The organism is Phyllobacterium sp. SYP-B3895 (genome assembly GCF_009647635.1).
Lineage (GTDB): Bacteria > Pseudomonadota > Alphaproteobacteria > Rhizobiales > Rhizobiaceae > Phyllobacterium > Phyllobacterium pellucidum.
The window spans coordinates 758,806-779,073 of the sequence record NZ_WJIG01000001.1 but is presented as its reverse complement, the minus strand read 5'-3'; the positions used below and the strand labels follow the sequence as shown (position 1 = coordinate 779,073).

Below are 20,268 nucleotides of genomic sequence, written 5' to 3'. Positions count from 1 at the left end.
ATGAAAATGCGCCAAAGTCGAGGATTTTGCATCGGACTCTGTCACAGATGGTGGTGATAGCCCTTCGCGACAAGAAATTCGAACGCATCCGCGACGGATACCGCGATGGATTGCGCTGTCTGATAGCCTTTCATGGGGTAAATCCTCATGCGATGCACGTCCCCAACCATCTCGTTGATAAGGCCCTCAAGCGGATAGGCCGTCGTTGGTTGGTCTTCGAAACGGGTAGGCGGCGCGGTCACCAGTGTTGTAACTTCAGGCCATTGTGCATCCGCCGTGGCGCGGACGCGCCGCTGGGTCTGCGGCTTGGTGACCATAATGACCCGCCGGACCTGCTCGCCGGCCATTGACCTGGCGAAGCAGATATTCTCGCCGATATTGGTGGCGCGGGGCTCGATGAGAATGGAGGCGGCGGGCACGCCAAGATTGACGGCACGGTGCGCGAACGCCTCTGCTTCGCTGCTTTCATAAAGGTTGCCGGTCCAGTTGCCGGATTTGCCGGTAAAGAGAATGCGCGGCGCCAGACCCTGGCGAAACAACGCGGCGCAATGGTCGGCGACGCGCAGATCGTAGCTGCCGAGCCCGATGATCAGGTCCGACTTGGCGAGCGGATCGTAGATGTGGTGATACTCCCACAGCGTTTTTGCGGCCTGCAAAACCGGCATTGGAAGATCCACTGCCATCAGCTGAAATCGATTGCCTGCAATGCGCCGCCATTGCGCTTCAGCCAGGCCTTGCAGCGATCGGTATCCGGGCAAAGTTCGCTGCACAGCTTCCAGAATTTCGGACCGTGGTTCATTTCCTTAAGGTGGGCGACCTCGTGCGCGACTAGATAATTGATGATCGGCGGCGGGGCCATCATGATGCGCCAGGAAAAGGACAGCGTGCCATCGGAGGTACAGGAGCCCCAGCGGCTTCTCGTATCCTTCAACCGCACCGCTTTTGCGCGTCGGCCGACAGCTGCAGTATGGCGCGCGACGAGCATCTCAAGGTCGCGGCGGGCTTCCCGCTTGAGGAAGTCGCCGACACGGCGGGCAAGATGCGGGCGGTCACCGCAAACGATGAGTAATGGCCCGTCTGGGCCCTGCTCCTGCCGGACCGTGCCGCGTTTGGCGGGTTCGTGAACGATGAGATGCGGCACACCCCGCACCGGTATCTTCACGCCGGGGCGCACCTTGGGCTGGTCGGGCATCTTGGAGATGCGGGTCTCGATCCAACCCTCGTGGCGCGTGAGGAACTTATCGATCTCTTGCGCCGGCATGCCGGGCGGCACGGTCATGCGCAGCCCCTTGCCACCGGCGTCGATCCGCAGTGTCAAGCGCGTAGCGCGAGGGTTCTCCATGACGCGCAGCGGCAGAACGCGCCCGGCCACCTCATAGCTGCGTTCAGCCGTGAGCGTGGCGGACTTTTTCGGCGGATTCCGAAACAGGGACAGGATCATGCGGCCACTTTAGTTGATTCGAGGGGTGTCGCCAGCCAAAACAGGAGCGGCGCCGGGACATCCCGGCGCCGCCTCGTACAGCAACGAACGATTGAAACAGGGTTATTCGCCGTTGCCTTTATTCACATCAGGAACCGATCCCGAAGGCTTCCTGGCGTTGCGATCGGCCATGAAGCGGTCGAATTCTTCCCTGTCCTTGGCGCGGCGCAGTTCCTGCGCGTAGGTCTCGAACTCGGCGCGCATCTCTTCGAGCTTGCGGCGTTCCTCGTCGAGGCGCTCCAGTTCCTTCTCGCGCCATTCGTCGAAGGCGACGTTGCCGGTGCCGAACGGACCTCTGCCGAAACGTTGCGAACGGCGATTGCGGCGCCACGCACCGCAGACGTTTTCAGCGGCATTGTTCATTTCGTGTTTGAAACCGCCAAACCGGTTGCCCCAGACAATGTAGGCAAGCATGGCTAAGCCAAGTGGCCAGAACAGCATGAAACCGATAATCATCAGAGCGATGGTCGCCGGGGTCCAGCCTGGCCGGATCAAAGCAGCATTGTTCATCTAAAGCCCTTCCTTACTGAAGAAAGCCCGACCCCGATTGGTCGATCGATTACGACATGGGAAGGAAATTTTGGCATTTCAAGAAAACGTGACTCCAAATGCGACAAGCCTTTGGAATCATACCGCTTTCTTTACGTGATCGAGCCAATAGACGAGCAGGCCCGCAACGAGCGCCCAGAAGGCCGCACCAATTCCGGCGATCGAGATGCCGGATGCCGTGACCGCGAAGGTCACGATTGCGGCAAGGCGCTCCTTTTCGATCTTGAGCGCAAGCGACAGCGCGTTGGTAAATGCACCGATGAGGGCGAGGCCGGCGACGAGCGCGATCAGCGGCGCCGGCAGAACCGCGAAGAGCGCGACGAGGGAGGCGCCGAAGATCGCAAATATCAGATAGGAAAGCGCATAGAACGGTCCGGTCAGCCAACGCTTCTGCGGGTCAGGATGGGCATCGGGACCGGTGCAGATGGCAGCCGAGATCGCCGCCATATTGCTGGTATGCCCACCAAAGGGCGCGCTGAGCAGCGAGACGAGGCCGGTCACCTGCAAAGCCGCGGCCGTGGGCGGCTCGTAACCTGCAGCGCGCAAGACCGCGAAACCCGGTAAGTTCTGCGAAGCCATGGTGACGAGATAAAGCGGCAGGGCGAGGCCGATCATGGCGCGGAGGTCAAACACCGGCATGATCAGCGTCAACGTCGACAGTTCGACCGAGGGTACGCTTGCCACGCGCCCGCTGGCAAAGGCGTATATCACGCCGCCGAAGAGTACCGCGAGGACGGCCATGGCAGGGTTATAGAGCCGGATGATGAAGAACAGCGCCGCCAGCGGCAGAACAAACAGCGGATCAACCGGTATGGTTCGCGCCGCGCCGATGAGGAAGGCAAAGAGCACGCCGGCAAGCATGCCCGAGGCGATGGAAGCCGGGATCTTCGAGACGAAAGCCGAGACCGGCTTGATCAGCCCCGTCAGAATGATGGCAAGGGCGGTGACGATAAAGGCACCGACGGCCTCAGGCATGGTAAAGCCGATCGACCCGCCGATAAGCGCAAGGCCGGGGGTCGACCATGCACTGATGATAGGCATTTTGTAGCGCCAGCTGAGGTAGCCGGTGGCGGAGAACATGGCGAGACAGACCGCGGTGACCCAGCTTGCGGTCTCAGCCTGTGTCGCGCCCAGCGCCTGCGCCGCCGCGATAATCAGCGCCAGCGTACCGCCGAAACCGACGACCGCAGCAACGACGGCAGAAGCAACCACTGAAAAGCGCATGAGGGTGACCTATTGAACGGGCGGGCGGGACTTTGGATGGGTGGTGTGATCGACCATTGAAGACACGGTTCGCGTCAGAAGTTCAAGGTCCTGCGGGCGGGAAAGGCGGTGGTCGCCGTCGCGAACGAGGGTGATCGTCACGTCGTCGACGGGAAGATGATCGACGAGTCGCAAGGCATGGCGATAGGGAACGTCGTCGTCCTTCATGCCCTGGAGAATGTGGACGGGACAGTCGGTCTGGATGACACCCTTCAATACCTGGTTGTTACGCCCGTCTTCGAGCAGCTTCTTCGTGTAGATATAGGGCTCCGGCGAATATTCCGACGGCTCTTCCATATAACCAAGCTCGGCGATCTGCCGCCGTTGCTTGTTGGTCAGTTGCGGCTCGACCAGCTCCGAGGTGAAGTCGGGCGCCGGCGCAATTAGGACGAGGCCGGCGATCCGTCCGCCTTCACCGACCTTCTGCAGTTCCTCGATGAGGCGTAGGGCAATCCAGCCGCCCATCGACGAGCCGATTACGATCTGGGGCCCGGAGGTGAACTCCCGGAACACCGCCAGCGTCTGTTCGAGCCAGAGCGAAATCGTGCCGTCGCGGAATTCACCGCGGGATTCGCCGTGCCCGGAGTAGTCGTGCCGAAGATAGGCAAGGCCGTTGCTCGCAGCCCATTGATCGAGCCACTCGGCCTTGGTGCCGAGCATGTCCGAGCGGTAGCCGCCGAGCCAGACGAGACCGGGTTCGCCTCCACTCCGCCTGCGGTAGGCAATCTCGATTCCATCGACGGTGTGGAACTGGGGCGGGGTAATGTCCATGAGCATGCCTGTCATCTATCGCTATACTGCCTTTTGCCATGTTCGCACCTGGCAATAAAGCCCGCGATATTGCATAAAACTGAAACAATCCTATGTCTGTTATGGATGATTTATCCCGAAAAAAATGGTATTCGCATGGGCCCGACGCATAGAAGCATTGCGGCGCTGGTCCGACGGTGCTATTTGCGTTGACCGAAATAATTCAAGGAGACTACTGCCATTCGCCGACCCTTTAGAGCACAGGCGGTCCAGAAAGATGGACCTCGTTCGAACCGCGATATCCGCGTACCTCAGGTACAATTGATCGATGCCGAAGGTGAAAACCACGGTATCGTTACCATTCAGGCAGCACTGGCCATGGCCGATGAGGCCGGACTTGATCTCGTCGAGATCGTCCCCAATGCCGAGCCGCCGGTTTGCAAGATCGTTGATCTGGGCAAGCTGAAGTACCAGGGCCAGAAGAAGGCCGCTGAGGCGCGCAAGAAGCAGAAGACCGTCGAAATCAAAGAAATCAAGATGCGTCCGAACATCGATACGCATGACTATGATGTGAAGATGAAGGCGATCAAGCGGTTCTTCGATGAGGGCGACAAGGTCAAGGTAACGCTGCGTTTCCGCGGCCGCGAAATGGCGCACCAGGAACTCGGCATGCGTCTGCTCGACCGGGTGAAGGAAGACACTGTCGAGATTTCCAAGGTCGAGGCGGAGCCGAAGCTTGAAGGCCGCCAGATGATGATGGTGCTCGCACCGCGCTGACAGGCACTTGTCTGGGATCAAGAGCCGCCTTCGGGCGGCTTTTTCATTTACAATCGGCCTTGATCGATTCAGTTGTTGCGCTTTTTCAGACTTCTGGTAATAAGGCCCCGTTCAAACCGCCCGGCAGGGCATGCCGTGGCGGTTTTGTATGCTTTCAGGCTTTGGTCGGCCTGAAGTGGAAAAACAGGAGCCGCCGTTTCATGGAAACACAAGGGCTCCTTTAGAAGAATGGAGTAGCAAAATGCCCAAGATGAAGACCAAATCTGCTGCCAAGAAGCGGTTCAAAGTAACCGGGACTGGCAAAGTCAAAGCCGCCGCCGCTGGCAAACGCCATGGCATGATCAAACGTTCGAACAAATTCATCCGTGACGCACGTGGCACAATGGTTCTTTCCGATGCCGATGCGAAGATCGTGAAGAAGTTCTTGCCCAACGGCCTCTAAGCCGGGCGCGTTTTTAGTCCTTAAGACAAGGAGATCATATCATGGCACGTGTAAAACGGGGCGTTACGTCCCACGCCAAGCACAAAAAAGTTCTGAAGCAGGCCGAGGGTTTCCGTGGCCGCCGCAAGAATACGATCCGCACCGCAAAGGCTGCCGTTGACCGTTCGAAGCAGTACGCTTATCGCGACCGCAAGAACAAGAAGCGCACGTTCCGCGCGCTCTGGACCCAGCGCATCAATGCCGCCGTGCGCGAGCATGGCCTGACCTACAGCCGTTTCATCGACGGCCTGTCGAAGTCGGGTATCGAAGTCGACCGTAAGGTTCTGTCGGATCTCGCGATCCACGAGCCGGAAGCATTCGGTGCACTCGTCGCTTCTGCCAAGAAGGCGCTTGAGTACCTCAAGAACACCACTCCGAACGCTTTTGAAGGCGCTGTCCACTAAGCCCAGCGCTCCCAAAGCATTTTCGGAAAATTAGACTTGGGAAACCCGCGCTGGCTCGGCTGGCGCGGGTTTTTCGATTTTTGTCATTGACGATCAGACAGGTGATGAACGATGGACGACCTGGTAGAACTGGAAAGCGTGCTTGCCGCGCAAATTGAGGCAGCTAATGACGAAGCGGCCATCGAGGCCGTACGCATTGCTGCACTCGGCAAGAAGGGCTCGATCTCGGAGAAGCTGAAGTCGCTGGGCGCAATGTCGCCGGAAGAGCGCCAGTTCCAGGGCCCGGCCATCAATGGCCTGAAGAACCGGATCACCGAAGCGCTGACGGCGCGCAAGGCCGCCCTCAAGGACGTTGCCATCGCTCTTCGTCTCGAAAAGGAAAAGGTCGACATCACGCTGCCGGTCCGCGCCTCTCCGGTCGAGCGCGGCCGCATCCATCCGATCAGCCAGGTCATCGACGAGATCACGGCAATTTTCGCCGACATGGGCTTCTCTATTGCCGAAGGGCCGGACATCGAGACCGACTATTACAATTTCACCGCGCTTAATTTCCCGGAAGGCCATCCGGCGCGCGAGATGCACGACACCTTCTTTTTCAATCCGGATGCCAACGGCGAACGGCGTGTGTTGCGTACGCATACGAGCCCGGTTCAGGTCCGCACCATGGAGAACCAGAAGCCGCCGATTCGTATCGTTATTCCGGGCAAGACCTATCGCATGGATTCCGATGCGACCCATTCGCCGATGTTCCATCAGGTCGAAGGCCTCGTCATCGACAAGACGGCGAATGTCGCCAACATGAAATGGGTGCTCGAAGAGTTCTGCAAGGCGTTCTTCGAAGTGCCGTCGTTGAAGATGCGCTTCCGTCCCTCCTATTTTCCGTTCACGGAACCATCGCTCGAGGTCGACATCCAGTGCGATCGCTCCGGCAAGGAAGTGAAGTTCGGCGAGGGCAATGACTGGATGGAAATCCTCGGCTGCGGCATGGTGCATCCGAATGTGCTGCGCGCCGGCGGCCTCGATCCCGATGAATATCAGGGCTTCGCCTGGGGCATGGGTATCGACCGCATTGCCATGCTGAAATACGGCATGCCGGATCTGCGCGCTTTCTTCGATGCGGATGTGCGCTGGCTGTCGCATTACGGCTTCCGCCCGCTCGACATGCCGACCCTGTTTGGGGGCCTCAGCGCGTGAGCGCAGCGCTAGAAACCTGTTTCCGGTGCGAGCGGCTTCGCCTTGTCGAAACGCTCCAACGCTAAAATCTGAAAACGAGTGAAATCATGAAATTCACACTCTCCTGGCTAAAAGACCACCTTGAAACCGATGCGTCGCTCGACAAGATCGTCGAGACCCTGACGATGATCGGGCTCGAAGTGGAGTCGCTGGACGACAAGGCGGCTTTGAAGCCCTTCGTCATTGCCAAGGTGCTGACTGCGGCCCGCCATCCCGACGCCGACAAATTGCAGGTTCTGACCGTCGACACGGGCGACGGCAAACCGCTGCAGGTTGTCTGCGGCGCACCCAATGCGCGAGCCGGATTGATCGGCGCGTTTGCGTCGCCCGGCACCTATGTCCCGGGCATTGATATTACGCTGTCGGTCGGCAAGATTCGCGGTGTCGAGAGCCATGGCATGATGTGTTCGGAACGCGAATTGCAGATGTCTGACGAGCACAATGGCATTATCGACCTGCCGGAAGATGCGCCCGTGGGCACCAGCTTTGCCGCCTATGCCGGGCTTGACGATCCGGTCATCGAGATCAATCTGACGCCGAACCGTCCGGATTGCACCAGTGTCTATGGCATCGCCCGCGACCTGGCTGCCGCCGGGATCGGCAAGCTCAGGCAACAGGCGATAGCGCCGGTGAAGGGAACGGGCGAGCCTCAGGTCGGCGTCGCGCTCGACGTTGATCGCCACCTTTGCCCGGGTTTCGCCTGGCGCACGGTCAAGGGCGTCAAGAACGGCCATAGCCCGCAATGGCTGCAGCAGCGGCTGATTGCCATTGGCCTGCGGCCGATCAATACGCTTGTCGATATTACCAACTACCTGACCTTCGACCGCGGCCGGCCCTTGCACGTGTTCGACGCCGACAAGGTGAAGGGCGATCTTACGGTTCGCCATGCCAAGGCAGGCGAGGAAATCCTCGGCCTCAATGGCAAGGAGTATAAGCTCGGCCCGGACAACGTCGTCATCGCCGATGCCGATGGGGTCGAGTCGATCGGCGGTATCATGGGGGGCGAACATTCCGGCTGCGATGAGAACACCACCAATGTGGTGATTGAATCGGCCCTGTGGGATGCGATGAACATCGCTCGTACCGGCCGTAATCTCGGCATCATCACCGATGCGCGTTACCGCTTCGAGCGCGGTGTCGATCCGGAGTTCATGATCCCTGGGTTGGAACTGGCAACGCAGCTTGTGCTCGATTTCTGCGGCGGAACGCCGTCGAAGGCGAAGGTCGTCGGTTATGAAGGCCACACGCCGAAGGTGGTCCGCTTCCCGCTATCGGACGTCAAGCGTCTGACCGGTATCGAGGTGCCTGCCGCAACCAGTCTCGACATCCTTTCGCGCCTGGGTTTCGTGCCACAAGGCACGGGCGAGGCTGTGGACGTGATCGTGCCCTCCTGGCGTCCCGATATCGACGGTAAGGCCGATCTCGTCGAGGAGGTCATGCGTATTCACGGCGTCGACCTCATCGAGCCGCAAGCGCTGCCGAGCCATGCGACGGTCAACGGCAAGATCTTGACGACCCTGCAGATCCGCACCCGCCACGCCCGCCGGGCGCTGGCAACGCGGGGCATGATGGAAGCTGTCACCTGGTCGTTCATTTCCGAAACGGCCGCCAAGGCATTTGGTGGCGGCCAGCCCGAGTTGAAGCTCGCCAATCCGATCGCTTCCGATATGTCGGACATGCGCCCCTCCCTGCTGCCCGGCCTGCTTGCTGCCGCCCAACGCAATGCCGATCGCGGCTTTAGCGATCTTGCCCTGTTCGAGGTTTCCGGAACCTATGAGGGCGACACACCCGAAGCGCAGCGGCGCGTTGCCGCTGGCGTTCGCCGTGGCACCGCCCGTCTCGACGGATCAGGCCGCCATTGGTCCGGCAATGCTGCGCCCGTTGGCGTTTTCGACGCCAAGGCCGATGCGCTCGCCGTGCTCGAGGCTTGCGGCGCGCCCGTGGACAAGCTGCAGGTCGAATCCGGTGCTCCCGGCTGGTATCATCCCGGACGTTCGGGGGTGATCAAGCTTGGTCCCAAAGTAGTGCTCGGCACCTTCGGCGAGTTCCATCCGAAGACTCTGGAAACGCTCGATGTCGGCGGCACGCTCTGTGGCTTCGAGGTTTTCATCGACGCTATCCCGGAGCCGAAGCAGAAGGCGACGCGTACCAAGCCTGCGCTCAACCTGTCGGATTTCCAGGCGCTTCGCCGCGACTTTGCGTTCATCGTCGACAAGGGCGTTGAAGCTGGCGCGATCGTCAAGGCTGCTCTCAACGGCGACAAGAAGCTTGTGACCGGCGTTCAGGTCTTCGACGTGTTCGAAGGCGCATCGCTGGGCGCAGACAAGAAGTCCGTGGCGATCGAGGTGGCGATCCAGCCGCAGGAGCGCACGCTGAACGACGAGGATCTGGAGGCGCTTTCGAAGCGGATTGTCGAGAATGTCGCCAAGCAGACCGGCGGCGTATTGCGGGGATAACCCCCTTCCCCCGGACCACGTCGTTCCCACTGCTATCGCGGGTCATTGGCGATCCGCCTAGTCCTCGGGACAAGAGCCCGAGGATAATGGCAGAGTCTATAAGGCGAAGAAGAAGCACAGGCGAACGTTGCCTCACTTCTGAATGACCTTCCAGTTCTTGTAGAATACCGAATTGCTGCCCTTAAGCACGACCCCCATGAAGGCGACGACGGCGGCGAAGAATCCCGGTACGTAGGACGGGCGCAGGATATCGACGAAGAGGCAATAGCGGGTCTGGTCGGTCTGATTCACGGACTGGTGCATCAGTGTATCATCGAAGATGAAGAGCTTGTCGTCCTTCCAGTAACTGGTGGTATCGCCGCACCAGATATAGGCCGAGCGGTCATTCATGTCGTTGATATTGTAGAGGACGCGGATCGTTGCGCGCATCGGCCCGAAGTGCTTCGACGTCGAATTCTTCTTGTTGAAGACCGAAACCCCGATCGTCTTCACGAAGTTGTACTTCTCGTAGAACGAAGGCACGTTGGCGAAGCTCGGCTGATCCTTGCCGTACCATTTGAAGAAGAACATGCTGCGCGATTGCTGCTCGGCGCGCTGCTGCAACTGGCCGACGATATTCTCCTTCTGAGTCGCCGTAATCAGGCGCTTGACCTCGGCCTGATAATCGGAAGGCAGGTCCTGCAGGCGGTAAACGCCCTTGTTGATATAAGGGAGCGAGAGAAGGTCGAGAATGATATTCAGCGGCGAAAGAACCCAGGTGAAAATGCCGTTGCCGAAGAAATACTGTTCGATCACCTGCAAGTTGAGATTCTTGTTGCGCGACAAATCATAGATGCCGCAGATCAGATAGAAGATCACCAGATATGGTACGAACCAGGCGATAATTGCCAGTACAACCAATCCGATACCCCAGCGCCTAAGCGACTTTTTCGTTGCTTTTTCCATGATGTTCCAGTTGAGCGCCATTACAGATTGGCCAACGGCGCGGCTTGTTGAGACAAATCGATCCTGCGCGATATACAACCGCCGACGCATTTTTAAAAGTGGCGAACGGCGGTCAGGTATAGGCACCGGGGGTCGGCAGTCTGTCAAGCCTCTGGAAGGAATGGCAGGGCGCCCTTTCGGAAACGCCCTGCGGTTGCAATCAGCCGTTGACGAGGGCGAGAGCCGCCTCTGTATAGCGCTTGCCGGCAACGCGGTTGGGAGAGAGCGCATCACCGATCTTCGCAAGGTCCGTCCCGGACAATTCAATATCAGCCGCAGCGGCATTCTCCTCGAGGTGCTTGATCTTGCGCGCTCCCGGTATCGGTACGATGAAATCGCCCTGATGCAGCACCCAAGCGAGCGCGAGTTGCGCCGGAGTGATACCCTTGTCGGCAGCAAGGCCCTTCAGCGTGGCGATCAGCACCGCATTGGCATCCATGTTTTCAGCCTGGAAGCGCGGCAGTGTCCTCCGCCAGTCATCCGTTCCGAGTTCGTCGGGCTTGCTGATCGTGCCGGTCAGAAGGCCGCGCCCGAGCGGGCTATAGGGAACGAAGCCGATGCCCAACTCCTTGCAGACTGCAAGAACCTCGTCCTCGGGATCGCGGCTCCACAGGGAATATTCGCTTTGTACAGCGGCGATGGGGTGCACCTTGTGCGCACGGCGGATCGTGGCGGCGCTCGCTTCGGAAAGGCCAAGCGCCTTGACCTTGCCGTTCTTTACGAGGTCGGCCATCGCGCCCACCGTGTCTTCGATCGGGACGTTCGGATCGACGCGGTGCTGGTAGAAGAGATCGATCTGTTCAATGCCAAGGCGTCCGAGCGAGGCCTCCGCGACTGCTTTCACGTGCTCCGGACGGCTGTCGACGCCGGCCATACGTGCTGCGCCCACGCCCTCATCGGAAATCTTGAAGCCGAATTTCGTGGCGATCACCACCTTGTCCCTGCGGTCTTTCAGCGCCTTGCCGACCAGAATCTCATTCTCGAACGGGCCGTAGACCTCGGCCGTGTCGAAGAAGGTAACGCCGATATCGACTGCGTGCTGCAGCGTTCGGATTGCATCTGCTTCCTCCTGCCCGCCATAGGCGAAGCTCATGCCCATGCAGCCGAGACCGACGGCCGAGACGTTGAGTTCCGTTCCAAGTTTGCGTTTTTCCATCACTGATCTCCTTGTCTCGTGTGGTGAGCCGAAGATAAGGCCTATCGGAGTGTTCGATAATTCCTTGTGGGTGGCACAGCTTGTTCGATATGGTAGATCAATGGAACGTTCCCGCCTGCCGCAACTTGCCGTTTTCGCCAGCGTCGCCGCCTGCGGCGGTTTTCGCGGTGCAGCCAAGGAACTGGGCATAGCGCCATCCGCAGTGAGCCATGCCATTTCCAGTCTCGAACAGGCCTTGGGCGTCAGGCTGCTCGCTCGCACCACGCGCAGCGTTACCGTTACCGAGGAAGGCGCGCTGCTCTTGAAGCGGCTGCGCCCGGCGCTCGGCGAGATCGACCTTGCGTTCGATGCGGTCAAGGAAGCGAATAATCGCGTTGCCGGCAATCTGCGCCTTAGCGTTCCGCCTTTCGCCGCTCACTGGCTGCTTGCGCCGCGGCTCGCCGCCTTCAGCGCGGCCTATCCCGGGGTCACGCTGGAACTCAGGGTCGAGGAACCGTTCAATGATATCGTCGCCGCCGGACTTGATGCCGGCATGCGCCTTGGCGAAAGCCTCGAGCCCGACATGATCGCCGTACCGCTGAGCGGTCCGATCCATGCCAATATCGTCGGCGCGCCTGCCTACCTCGATCAGCACCCGCTGCCGTTGCATCCGCGCGATCTTGCCGCGTATCGCTGTATCCGCCGTCGCTTTGCAAGCGGCCAGGTCTATCGCTGGGAGTTTGAAAAGGATGGAGAGGAGATCGTCATCGATGTGAATGGCCCGTTGATCCTTGGCGATGACGGTCTGGTTATCGCCGCCGCTCTTGGCGGTGCCGGGCTCGCTTTTCTCCTCCAGCATATGGCGCAGGATGCGATTGCCGATGGTCGGCTTCGCTGCGTCCTTGAAGATTGGTGCGCGCCATTTCCGGGCGTCTACCTTTACTATCCGAGCCGCCGGCAAATGCGCCCGGCGCTGCGCGCCTTCATTGATTTCTTCCGCTTTACGACCTAGAGCAGTGCTTCCATTCGCCGAAACAGGAGAAGCCGTCATGTTCCGCTGGGGTGTTTTATCAACTGCCAAAATCGGAGTGACAGCCGTCATTCCGGCAATCTGCGACGCGGAAAACGGCGTTCTCGCTGGGATTGCCAGCCGCGATCTTGCCAGGGCGCGCGCGGTTGCCGATCGTTTCGGCGCGCCGCATGCATTCGGCTCCTATGAGGATATGCTCGCGTCAAGCGAAATCGACGGCGTTTACATCCCGCTGCCGACATCCCAGCACGTCGAATGGTCGCTGAAAGCCGCCGAGGCCGGCAAGCACGTCCTGTGCGAGAAGCCTATTTCGCTCAATGCCGGTGAAATCGATGCGCTGCTGGCCGCGCGCGACAAGAATGGCGTTGTGATTTCTGAGGCCTTCATGGTCACCTATCATCCGCAATGGCTGAAGGTGCGGGAGCTCGTCGCCGACGGCGCCATCGGTACGCTGCGCCAGGTCCAGGCGGCCTTCACCTATTTCAACAAGGACGCCGGCAATATGCGCAATCAGGTGTCGCTTGGCGGCGGCGCCCTGCCGGATATCGGCGTCTATCCGACGGTCGCGACCCGCTTCGTTACCGGCAAGGAGCCGTTGCGCGTCGCTGCGAGCGTCGAGCGCGATCCCGAATTCGGCACCGATCGCTATGCCAGCGTGCGGGCCGATTTTGACGGGTTCGAACTCACTTTCTACGTCGCCACGCAGCTCGCCGCCCGCCAGTCCATCGTGTTCCACGGCGACAAGGGGTTCATCGAGGTCCTGGCGCCGTTCAACACCGGCAAATACGATCATGCCAAGATCACGCTGCACAATGCCAGCCATAGCAGCGCGATCGAGTTCAACTTCAGCGATGTGAACCACTACCGTCTGGAGGTGGAGGCTTTCGCCCGCGCCGCCCAGGGCGAGAAGGTCCAAATCTTCACGCTGGAGGATTCGGTGCGCAACCAGAAGCTCATCGATGCGATCTACCGCGCCGATAGAAGTGGGGCCTGGGAAACGATTTGAGACTTGGAAACGCTTAATAAAAAACCGGCGGTCTCGCCGCCGGTTTTCATCTTGCTTGCCGCTTGGGCTCGGTTCTATTTTTTCGCGGCAACGGTCGTTGTTGGTTGCGCCATGTAGAACTCGTCCAGCGCTTGCTTCATTGGGCCCCGCGCCGCCTCCGTGTAGTACATCATGTGCCCGCCCTCGAATGTTTTCACTGGTACGTATTTGTCGAGCTTCGCCTGTTTCAATAGCTCCTCGCTTGTCAGGAATGGGGTTACCCTGTCGAAGTAACCATGAATGACCAGCATCTTCAATTTGGGGTCGTGCGCTAGTGCCTGCGCTATCTCAACAACTGCGCCCCTCGAGTGACCGCTTTCATCGAATAAACTGGCACTTTCCCAATCGGTCTCACACTTCTCGCAAATATTCGTGACATATTTACTTTCGGGGAAGTAATTGACATATGCAGGCAGCATTGAATCGAGGTAGTCCCCAAAGATCTTTACTTCAATGAGATCTACGTCGTAATCGTCCGCCTTCACTCGCATGTCGTAACCGCTTGGGCCAAGTCCTGGGACTCTGATGGGTATATCGCCCTCGTGCAAGAACGCTTCATCGGCCGTTAGCGATTGGTCGCCGAAAATGTTCCGCAGTTCGGCCAGTGTTGTCTCCGCCAAGGCAAGTACCTCGGGAGTTTTAGGCTCATATGCCAGCGGCTTGCCGTCTCTTCCTCCGGTTCCAGGTACTTGTTTCTTTTCCTTGTACTTCACTAATGTCGGGGCGAAGCGTTCCGCGAAGAATACGCGCAGATAGTCGGCGTATTCATCCAGGGTGCGTGTGCCGCGCCAACTCTTCGCCGGACCCAGTAGATAATCGACCGTCATGGCTTTGGTGGGCAAGGTCAAAAAGCACAAGGAAAGATCAAGAAATTTGCAGGCGTCGCCGGACAGCGACGGCGAATGAAAGACGATACCGGTGAGCAGTTTCGTCGGTTTGCCGGAAGGATCGGGCTCGTAAAGGCTGGTGCCGGCGTCTTCTATGAGGGAGCCGGCATAGGCAACGCGCGATCCGCCCCATGATTCACCGTACAGATATTTGGGCGAACTCTGCCTGCCGTTCTTGCTGACATAGCGCGCTACAAAGTCGCGAACGATTGCGGCGTCGGGGGTAGGGGCGTAGAATTCTTCATTCTTGTGCGGAGCGATCGCCTTGGAAAAACCCGTGCCGACGGGATCAACGAAGACAAGATCGGTCTGGTCGAGCAGCGTATCCGAAGCTTCGATAAGCGGAAATTTCAGGTCCTTATAAAGTTTCGGATAATTGGGCGCGTCCATTTTGATGCGTTGCGGTGCCCACGAAGCAGCATGCAAAAACAGCGCGGGATATCCTGGTCCACCATTGAAGAAGAAAGTGACGCGACGGTTTTCACGAGGCAGGTCATCCCGCGTATAGGCCACATAGAAAATCGCCGCCTTCGCGTCTTGTTTGTCGGGGTTTTTGGGGTTCTTCGGTGCATAGGCGTTATAGTGACCGGCTTTGGCGGTAAACCAGACCTTCTTGCCATTGATCGTCATTGAATGACGCTTCGATGACGGCGTTTCGTCGGCCGGCATTGCGTCACTTGCAGGATGATCCTTTTGGTTGAATGTATAATCCACCGGCGCAACCAGCGCGTAGGCTTCTTCGTCGAGACCCACTTGCTTGAGAGCGTCCACGGCCTCGTAGGGCTTGCCTGCCGCCATCAATTCTGCAGCCTTCAGGCGAGCGGCAGCACTTGGGTCGACCGTCGCGGCCGGGGGTGTCAGTGCCCCTCTTCCAGTTGATTCCGTCGCCCCCCTTCCAGTGGATTCCGGGGCCACCGCTACAGTTGTTTCCGGGACCACCGCTTTAGATACTTCAGGCGCCCCCGCTCTAGGGGCTGACGGCACACCGGCTCGCGTGGCTTCCGACGCACCCCTTCCAGCGGCTTCCGGCGTGCCCCTTCCAGCGGCTTCCAGTGCGCTCCTTCCAGTGGCTTCCGGGACCACCGCGAAAGATGTTTCCGGCGCCACAGCTTCAGCTACTTCCGGCGCCCCGGCTCGAGGCGCTGACGGCACGCCTGCTCTCGTGGCTTCCGGCGCACCCCTTCCAGCGGCTTCCAGTGCGCTCCTTCCGGTGGCTTCCGGCGCCCCCCGTCCAGTTGCTTCCGGGGTCACCACCTTGGTTGCTTCCGGGGCCACCGCTTTAGCTATTTCAGGCGCCCCGGCTCTCGTGGCTGACGGCACACCCGCTCGCGTGGCTTCCGGCGCCCCCCTTCCGGTTGCGTCCGGCGCTCCCCTTCCAGTTGCTTCCGGGGTCACCACCTTGGTTGCTTCCGGGGCCACCGCTTTAGCTATTTCAGGCGCACCCGCTCTCGAGGCTGACGGGACACCCGCTCTCGTGGCTTCCGGCGCCCCCCTTCCGGTTGCGTCCGGCGCTCCTCTTCCAGTTGTTTCCGGGGCCACTGCTTTAGTCGTTTCCGGCGCAATCGCTTTGGTTGGTTCCAGCGCCGCCACTTTAGTTGTTTCCGGCGCTCGCGTTGAAGGGGCTTGCGGAACACCCCTTCCAGTTGGTTCCGGCGCCACCGCTACAGTTGTTTCCGGCGCCACTGGTTTAGTCGTTTCCGGCGCAATCGCTTTGGTTGGTTCCGGCACCACCGCTTTGGTTGTTTCCGGCGCTCGCGTTGTAGTGGCTTGCGGAACGCCCCTTCCAGTTGTTTCCGGCGCCACCGCTACAGTTGTTTCGGGGACCACCGCAACAGTTGTTTCCGGCGATGCTTTGGTTGCTTCCGGGACCGCAACTACAGCTGTTTCCGGCGCCACCACTTTGGTTGCCTCCGGGATCACCGCAACAGTTGTTTCCGGCGATCGCGTTGTAGTGGCTTGCGGAACACCCCTTCCAGTTGGTTCCGGCACCACCGCTACAGTTGGTTCCGGCGCCCCTGCTTTGGTTACCTCCGGCGTAACCACGATCGTGGTTGCCGGCGCACCCGCTTGAGCAGTTTCTGGCGGCGCTGCCGGAGGCGATGCTTCAAAGGTTCCCGCCGAGGATACTTCGACGGGAAGCGCTGCACCTGCCGGGGCCGGGTTATCGGAGTTGTCGCAGGCAGCGAGGCCTAAAAGTGGAAAAAGGTAAAGTATTTTTAAGTTCATTGAAATTTCCCCTGTGAAAAGGCGAATTCAGCAAATGAAATCGGTGGTGACAATTCAACCAAAGTCGCGGTCTGGGTGTTTTTTCAGCAAAAGCAGAGGTTTATTTTGGGAGAAGGTACGTTAACCTACCAATAAACCCCGCCGCGGGTCACATGGACTCGCGGATCGCCGTCCGGCGTATAAAGGCTTGCAGCGCATGCCTCGCAGTCGGCATCCTTGTCGGCGACGACCGGATGCGTCGCCTGCGTATTGATGAGTGACAGGATCTCAAGGTTGTTGGAGTTCCAGCGGCCATATTGCTGGCCAATCTGCGGGACTGATCGCGGGCGGGTGCGAATATGCTCCTGCGGCTCAAGCGCCAGTTTGACAAGAATGTCGTCCGGCATCTTTTCGCCGCGCGCCACAACGGCGCACGCATCCTTCAAGGCCAGCAGCCGTGCGACGCGGGCCTCGGTCAGCGGGTGCGTGCGCAGGACCGAGGGATCGGGTATGCGCCCGCCGGGCAGGATCAGGCTTTCCCAAACCTTGCCTTGCGCCTTTTCGAGCTTCGTCAGCGCATGCGCGAGGCCTTCAGGATCGCCGGTGAGCATTGCGGCACCGAGATCGGCATTGAATTCGCGCGTGCGCGAAAGCGCCATTTGCAGGAGGCCGCCGACCGTCGGAGCCACCAGCAGCACCAGAACCCCAAGCCAAGGTATTTGCGGCGTCGATCCGCTGGCGAGCCAGGTAATATTGAAAAGCAGCGAGACAATGCCGATCGTCGACATCAGCGACGTGAAGCGGGAGACCGTGTCGGCAAGCGCCATAACCCGCAAATCTTCATTACGGATATGGCTTATTTCGTGGGCGAGAACGCCGGTAAGTTCGCGCGCGGTCAGGGTCCTGACCAACTGATCGGTAACAGCGACGACCGCCATTTCTTTGGAGCCAACGGCAAAGGCGTTCATCATCCTCGAGGGGATGACGTGGAGCTTCGGCACGGCTGCAAGTTCGGCCCGCCGGGCGAGTTCCGCTACGATTGCCAATCCTTGCGGAAATTCCGATTGGGTGACGGGGCGCGCCTTGTACATGGCAAGCACCATTTGCGGGCTGATGCGCCTGATCGCATAAAGACTGATGCCGCCGAAGACGAGGGCATAGGCAATGCCTGCCGGCCCTGCCAGCGTCCAGGCACAGGCGATCAAGAGTGCAAGGCTGCCTGCGAGCAGCAGCCAGGTGTGAAGCATATTGATCAATTGGCTGCGGCGATGCTCAGGAATAGGGGGGTGGAGCGCGCTTTCGGTCATCCTCGAAATATGGGGTCATCGCCGTATTTGGGCAATAGAGCGCCCAGACCCGGTATTTACGACTCTTTTGCAACATTTCCCCCGACAAATGCTGTAGCTTAGAACTTGCATGGCAAATTTACCCTTCTTATATAGCCCCCAACAATGTAAGTACCGCTCGCCTCGGCGGTCCCCTATTGTTGAAACCCCCTAGGGGCTGCTGAATGGAATGCTCGGCAGAGGTCCCAGCAGCCTGCTGAATGGAGATGAAGTAATGGCAAAAGTTATCGGTATTGATTTGGGAACGACCAATTCCTGCGTCGCCGTCATGGATGGCAAGAACGCGAAGGTCATTGAAAATGCGGAAGGCGCGCGCACGACGCCATCCATCGTTGCATTTACGGATAGCGACGAGCGTCTCGTTGGCCAGCCGGCCAAGCGCCAGGCTGTCACCAATCCGGAAGGCACCGTCTTTGCGGTCAAGCGCCTCATCGGCCGCCGCTTCGACGATCCGACCGTCGAGAAGGACAAGAAGCTCGTCCCCTATCACATTGTGAAGGGCGACAATGGCGATGCCTGGGTTGAAGTCCACGGCAAGAAATATTCGCCGTCGCAGATTTCCGCGATGGTCCTGCAGAAGATGAAGGAAACCGCCGAAGCCTATCTCGGCGAAAAGGTCGAGAAAGCCGTCATCACGGTTCCGGCCTACTTCAACGATGCCCAGCGCCAGGCGACGAAGGATGCCGGCAAGATCGCGGGTCTCGAAGTTCTGCGCATCATCAACGAGCCGACCGCGGCGGCTCTCGCCTACGGGCTTGACAAGAAGGAAGGCAAGACGATTGCCGTATACGATCTTGGCGGCGGCACGTTCGACGTGTCGATTCTCGAGATCGGCGACGGCGTCTTCGAAGTGAAGTCGACCAATGGCGATACGTTCCTCGGCGGTGAAGACTTCGACATGCGTCTGGTCGAATATTTCGCAGCCGAGTTCAAGAAGGAACAGGGCATCGACCTGAAGAACGACAAACTCGCGCTGCAGCGCCTCAAGGAAGCTGCCGAAAAGGCAAAGATTGAACTTTCCTCGGCACAGCAGACGGAAATCAACCTGCCGTTCATCACCGCCGATGCGACGGGTCCGAAGCATCTGACGATGAAGCTGTCGCGCGCCAAGTTCGAAAGCCTTGTCGACGATCTGGTCCAGCGCACGGTCGAGCCCTGCAAGTCGGCGCTCAAGGATGCCGGCCTCAAGGCTGGCGAGATCGATGAAGTGGTTCTCGTCGGCGGCATGACCCGCATGCCGAAGATCCAGGAAATCGTCAAAGCCTTCTTCGGCAAGGAACCCCATAAGGGCGTCAATCCGGACGAAGTGGTTGCAATGGGCGCCGCAATTCAGGCCGGTGTTCTCCAGGGCGATGTCAAGGACGTGCTCCTGCTCGACGTCACGCCGCTTTCGCTCGGCATCGAAACGCTGGGCGGTGTCTTCACCCGCCTGATCGAGCGCAACACGACGATCCCGACGAAGAAGTCGCAGACTTTCTCCACGGCCGAGGACAATCAGTCCGCCGTGACGATCCGCGTCTTCCAGGGTGAGCGCGAAATGGCTGCCGACAACAAGGCGCTTGGCCAGTTCGATCTCGTCGGCATACCGCCAGCGCCGCGCGGCGTCCCGCAGATCGAGGTCACGTTCGACATCGACGCCAACGGCATCGTCAACGTTTCGGCCAAGGACAAGGGCACCGGCAAGGAACACCAGATCCGCATCCAGGCATCCGGTGGTCTCTCCGATGCCGACATCGAGAAGATGGTGAAGGACGCCGAAGCCAATGCCGAGAGCGACAAGAAGCGTCGCGAGGCTGTCGAGGCGAAGAACCAGGCGGAAGCTCTGGTCCATTCGACCGAAAAGTCGCTCAAGGATTATGGCGACAAGGTTTCGGCTGAGGACAAGGGCGCCATCGAGACCGCGCTTGCCGACCTGAAGTCTGTAATCGAAGGCGATGACGCCGACGTCATCAAGGCAAAGACGCAGACCCTTGCCGAAGCTTCCATGAAGCTTGGCCAGGCAATGTACGAAGCCTCGCAGGCTGCGGAAGCAGCTGAAGGCGGCGCAGGCGCCGAGGCAACGGCCAAGGCCGACGACGATGTGGTCGACGCCGATTTCGAAGAAATCGACGAGGACGGCAAGAAGAAGTCTGCCTGACGCCTACTAAAGAACACACGGAAAAGCCCGGCCATCGTGCCGGGCTTTTTGTTAGCGGGGTTAGACTTTCGCTCAATTGAGAGCTGCGGAAAATAGGCGTATCTGG

Annotated in this window: 17 protein-coding genes; 8 read left to right on the top strand and 9 right to left on the bottom strand. The window is 59.4% G+C overall.

The window, feature by feature from the left end; translation table 11 throughout:
• Positions 1-41: 41 nt before the first annotated feature.
• The 5 genes from GF108_RS03695 to GF108_RS03675 all read right to left on the bottom strand — a co-directional run bounded on the left by GF108_RS03695 (position 42) and on the right by GF108_RS03675 (position 4,063).
• The gene (locus GF108_RS03695; protein ID WP_246663830.1) at positions 42-665 is read right to left on the bottom strand and encodes a YdcF family protein; all 624 of its coding nucleotides are present in this window, start codon (positions 663-665) and stop codon (positions 42-44) included.
• 17 nt (positions 666-682) lie between these two features.
• Positions 683-1,441: a M48 family metallopeptidase gene (locus GF108_RS03690; protein WP_153666913.1), complete on the bottom strand. Its 759-nt coding sequence runs from the start codon at positions 1,439-1,441 to the stop codon at positions 683-685.
• Between the two features lie 102 nt (positions 1,442-1,543).
• The gene (locus GF108_RS03685; RefSeq protein ID WP_153666912.1) at positions 1,544-1,990 is read right to left on the bottom strand and encodes a DUF2852 domain-containing protein; all 447 of its coding nucleotides are present in this window, start codon (positions 1,988-1,990) and stop codon (positions 1,544-1,546) included.
• 117 nt (positions 1,991-2,107) lie between these two features.
• A complete protein-coding gene (locus GF108_RS03680; protein ID WP_153666911.1) occupies positions 2,108-3,253 on the bottom strand; it encodes a benzoate/H(+) symporter BenE family transporter in 1,146 nt (381 codons plus the stop codon).
• A gap of 9 nt (positions 3,254-3,262) precedes the next feature.
• Positions 3,263-4,063, bottom strand: coding sequence for an alpha/beta fold hydrolase (locus tag GF108_RS03675; RefSeq protein ID WP_153667326.1), 801 nt, complete (start codon positions 4,061-4,063; stop codon positions 3,263-3,265).
• A gap of 219 nt (positions 4,064-4,282) precedes the next feature.
• Here GF108_RS03675 and infC point away from each other — a divergent pair, with 219 nt between their 5' ends.
• From infC to pheT, 5 genes are all read left to right on the top strand, one after another.
• Entirely contained in the window at positions 4,283-4,819 is a 537-nt protein-coding gene (gene infC / locus GF108_RS03670; RefSeq protein ID WP_036813559.1) for a translation initiation factor IF-3, read from the top strand.
• A 241-nt stretch (positions 4,820-5,060) separates the two neighbouring features.
• The gene (gene rpmI, locus GF108_RS03665; protein WP_027230885.1) at positions 5,061-5,261 is read left to right on the top strand and encodes a 50S ribosomal protein L35; all 201 of its coding nucleotides are present in this window, start codon (positions 5,061-5,063) and stop codon (positions 5,259-5,261) included.
• A 41-nt stretch (positions 5,262-5,302) separates the two neighbouring features.
• On the top strand, positions 5,303-5,704 hold the full coding sequence (gene rplT, locus GF108_RS03660) for a 50S ribosomal protein L20 (RefSeq protein ID WP_027230884.1): 402 nt from the start codon (positions 5,303-5,305) through the stop codon (positions 5,702-5,704).
• Positions 5,705-5,815: 111 nt separating this feature from the next.
• On the top strand, positions 5,816-6,898 hold the full coding sequence (pheS, locus tag GF108_RS03655; protein ID WP_153666910.1) for a phenylalanine--tRNA ligase subunit alpha: 1,083 nt from the start codon (positions 5,816-5,818) through the stop codon (positions 6,896-6,898).
• Between the two features lie 86 nt (positions 6,899-6,984).
• Positions 6,985-9,393: a phenylalanine--tRNA ligase subunit beta gene (gene pheT, locus GF108_RS03650; protein WP_153666909.1), complete on the top strand. Its 2,409-nt coding sequence runs from the start codon at positions 6,985-6,987 to the stop codon at positions 9,391-9,393.
• A 132-nt stretch (positions 9,394-9,525) separates the two neighbouring features.
• Here pheT and GF108_RS03645 read toward each other — a convergent pair whose 3' ends face one another.
• Together GF108_RS03645 and GF108_RS03640 are read right to left on the bottom strand one after the other, a co-directional pair.
• Complete coding sequence (locus GF108_RS03645; RefSeq protein WP_027230881.1) at positions 9,526-10,338, bottom strand: aspartyl/asparaginyl beta-hydroxylase domain-containing protein; 813 nt, start codon at positions 10,336-10,338, stop codon at positions 9,526-9,528.
• Between the two features lie 199 nt (positions 10,339-10,537).
• Positions 10,538-11,533: an aldo/keto reductase gene (locus tag GF108_RS03640; RefSeq protein ID WP_153666907.1), complete on the bottom strand. Its 996-nt coding sequence runs from the start codon at positions 11,531-11,533 to the stop codon at positions 10,538-10,540.
• A gap of 100 nt (positions 11,534-11,633) precedes the next feature.
• Here GF108_RS03640 and GF108_RS03635 point away from each other — a divergent pair, with 100 nt between their 5' ends.
• Together GF108_RS03635 and GF108_RS03630 are read left to right on the top strand one after the other, a co-directional pair.
• A complete protein-coding gene (locus tag GF108_RS03635) occupies positions 11,634-12,524 on the top strand; it encodes a LysR family transcriptional regulator (protein ID WP_153666906.1) in 891 nt (296 codons plus the stop codon).
• A gap of 37 nt (positions 12,525-12,561) precedes the next feature.
• The gene (locus GF108_RS03630) at positions 12,562-13,548 is read left to right on the top strand and encodes a Gfo/Idh/MocA family protein (RefSeq protein ID WP_153666905.1); all 987 of its coding nucleotides are present in this window, start codon (positions 12,562-12,564) and stop codon (positions 13,546-13,548) included.
• A 74-nt stretch (positions 13,549-13,622) separates the two neighbouring features.
• Here GF108_RS03630 and GF108_RS22335 read toward each other — a convergent pair whose 3' ends face one another.
• Positions 13,623-15,272 (bottom strand): hypothetical protein, encoded by a 1,650-nt coding sequence (locus GF108_RS22335; RefSeq protein ID WP_246663828.1) that lies wholly within the window; start codon positions 15,270-15,272, stop codon positions 13,623-13,625.
• A 1,553-nt stretch (positions 15,273-16,825) separates the two neighbouring features.
• Entirely contained in the window at positions 16,826-17,926 is a 1,101-nt protein-coding gene (locus tag GF108_RS03620) for a zinc metalloprotease HtpX (RefSeq protein ID WP_246663864.1), read from the bottom strand.
• Positions 17,927-18,239: 313 nt separating this feature from the next.
• On the opposite strand from GF108_RS03620, the gene dnaK reads away from it, so the two are divergent.
• Positions 18,240-20,162: a molecular chaperone DnaK gene (gene dnaK, locus GF108_RS03615; RefSeq protein WP_153666902.1), complete on the top strand. Its 1,923-nt coding sequence runs from the start codon at positions 18,240-18,242 to the stop codon at positions 20,160-20,162.
• The last annotated feature ends 106 nt before the right edge of the window (positions 20,163-20,268 follow it).

Coding starts and splice junctions, on each gene's coding strand:
- GF108_RS03685 (WP_153666912.1), bottom strand. CDS start 1,990: ATGAACAATGCTGCTTTGATCCGGCCAGGCTGGACCCCGGCGACCATC.
- GF108_RS03675 (WP_153667326.1), bottom strand. CDS start 4,063: ATGGACATTACCCCGCCCCAGTTCCACACCGTCGATGGAATCGAGATT.
- pheT (WP_153666909.1), top strand. CDS start 6,985: ATGAAATTCACACTCTCCTGGCTAAAAGACCACCTTGAAACCGATGCG.
- rplT (WP_027230884.1), top strand. CDS start 5,303: ATGGCACGTGTAAAACGGGGCGTTACGTCCCACGCCAAGCACAAAAAA.
- GF108_RS03630 (WP_153666905.1), top strand. CDS start 12,562: ATGTTCCGCTGGGGTGTTTTATCAACTGCCAAAATCGGAGTGACAGCC.
- GF108_RS22335 (WP_246663828.1), bottom strand. CDS start 15,272: ATGGCGGCAGGCAAGCCCTACGAGGCCGTGGACGCTCTCAAGCAAGTG.
- GF108_RS03645 (WP_027230881.1), bottom strand. CDS start 10,338: ATGGAAAAAGCAACGAAAAAGTCGCTTAGGCGCTGGGGTATCGGATTG.
- GF108_RS03690 (WP_153666913.1), bottom strand. CDS start 1,441: ATGATCCTGTCCCTGTTTCGGAATCCGCCGAAAAAGTCCGCCACGCTC.
- GF108_RS03635 (WP_153666906.1), top strand. CDS start 11,634: ATGGAACGTTCCCGCCTGCCGCAACTTGCCGTTTTCGCCAGCGTCGCC.
- dnaK (WP_153666902.1), top strand. CDS start 18,240: ATGGCAAAAGTTATCGGTATTGATTTGGGAACGACCAATTCCTGCGTC.
- GF108_RS03620 (WP_246663864.1), bottom strand. CDS start 17,926: ATGCTTCACACCTGGCTGCTGCTCGCAGGCAGCCTTGCACTCTTGATC.
- rpmI (WP_027230885.1), top strand. CDS start 5,061: ATGCCCAAGATGAAGACCAAATCTGCTGCCAAGAAGCGGTTCAAAGTA.
- GF108_RS03640 (WP_153666907.1), bottom strand. CDS start 11,533: ATGGAAAAACGCAAACTTGGAACGGAACTCAACGTCTCGGCCGTCGGT.
- pheS (WP_153666910.1), top strand. CDS start 5,816: ATGGACGACCTGGTAGAACTGGAAAGCGTGCTTGCCGCGCAAATTGAG.
- GF108_RS03695 (WP_246663830.1), bottom strand. CDS start 665: ATGCCGGTTTTGCAGGCCGCAAAAACGCTGTGGGAGTATCACCACATC.
- GF108_RS03680 (WP_153666911.1), bottom strand. CDS start 3,253: ATGCGCTTTTCAGTGGTTGCTTCTGCCGTCGTTGCTGCGGTCGTCGGT.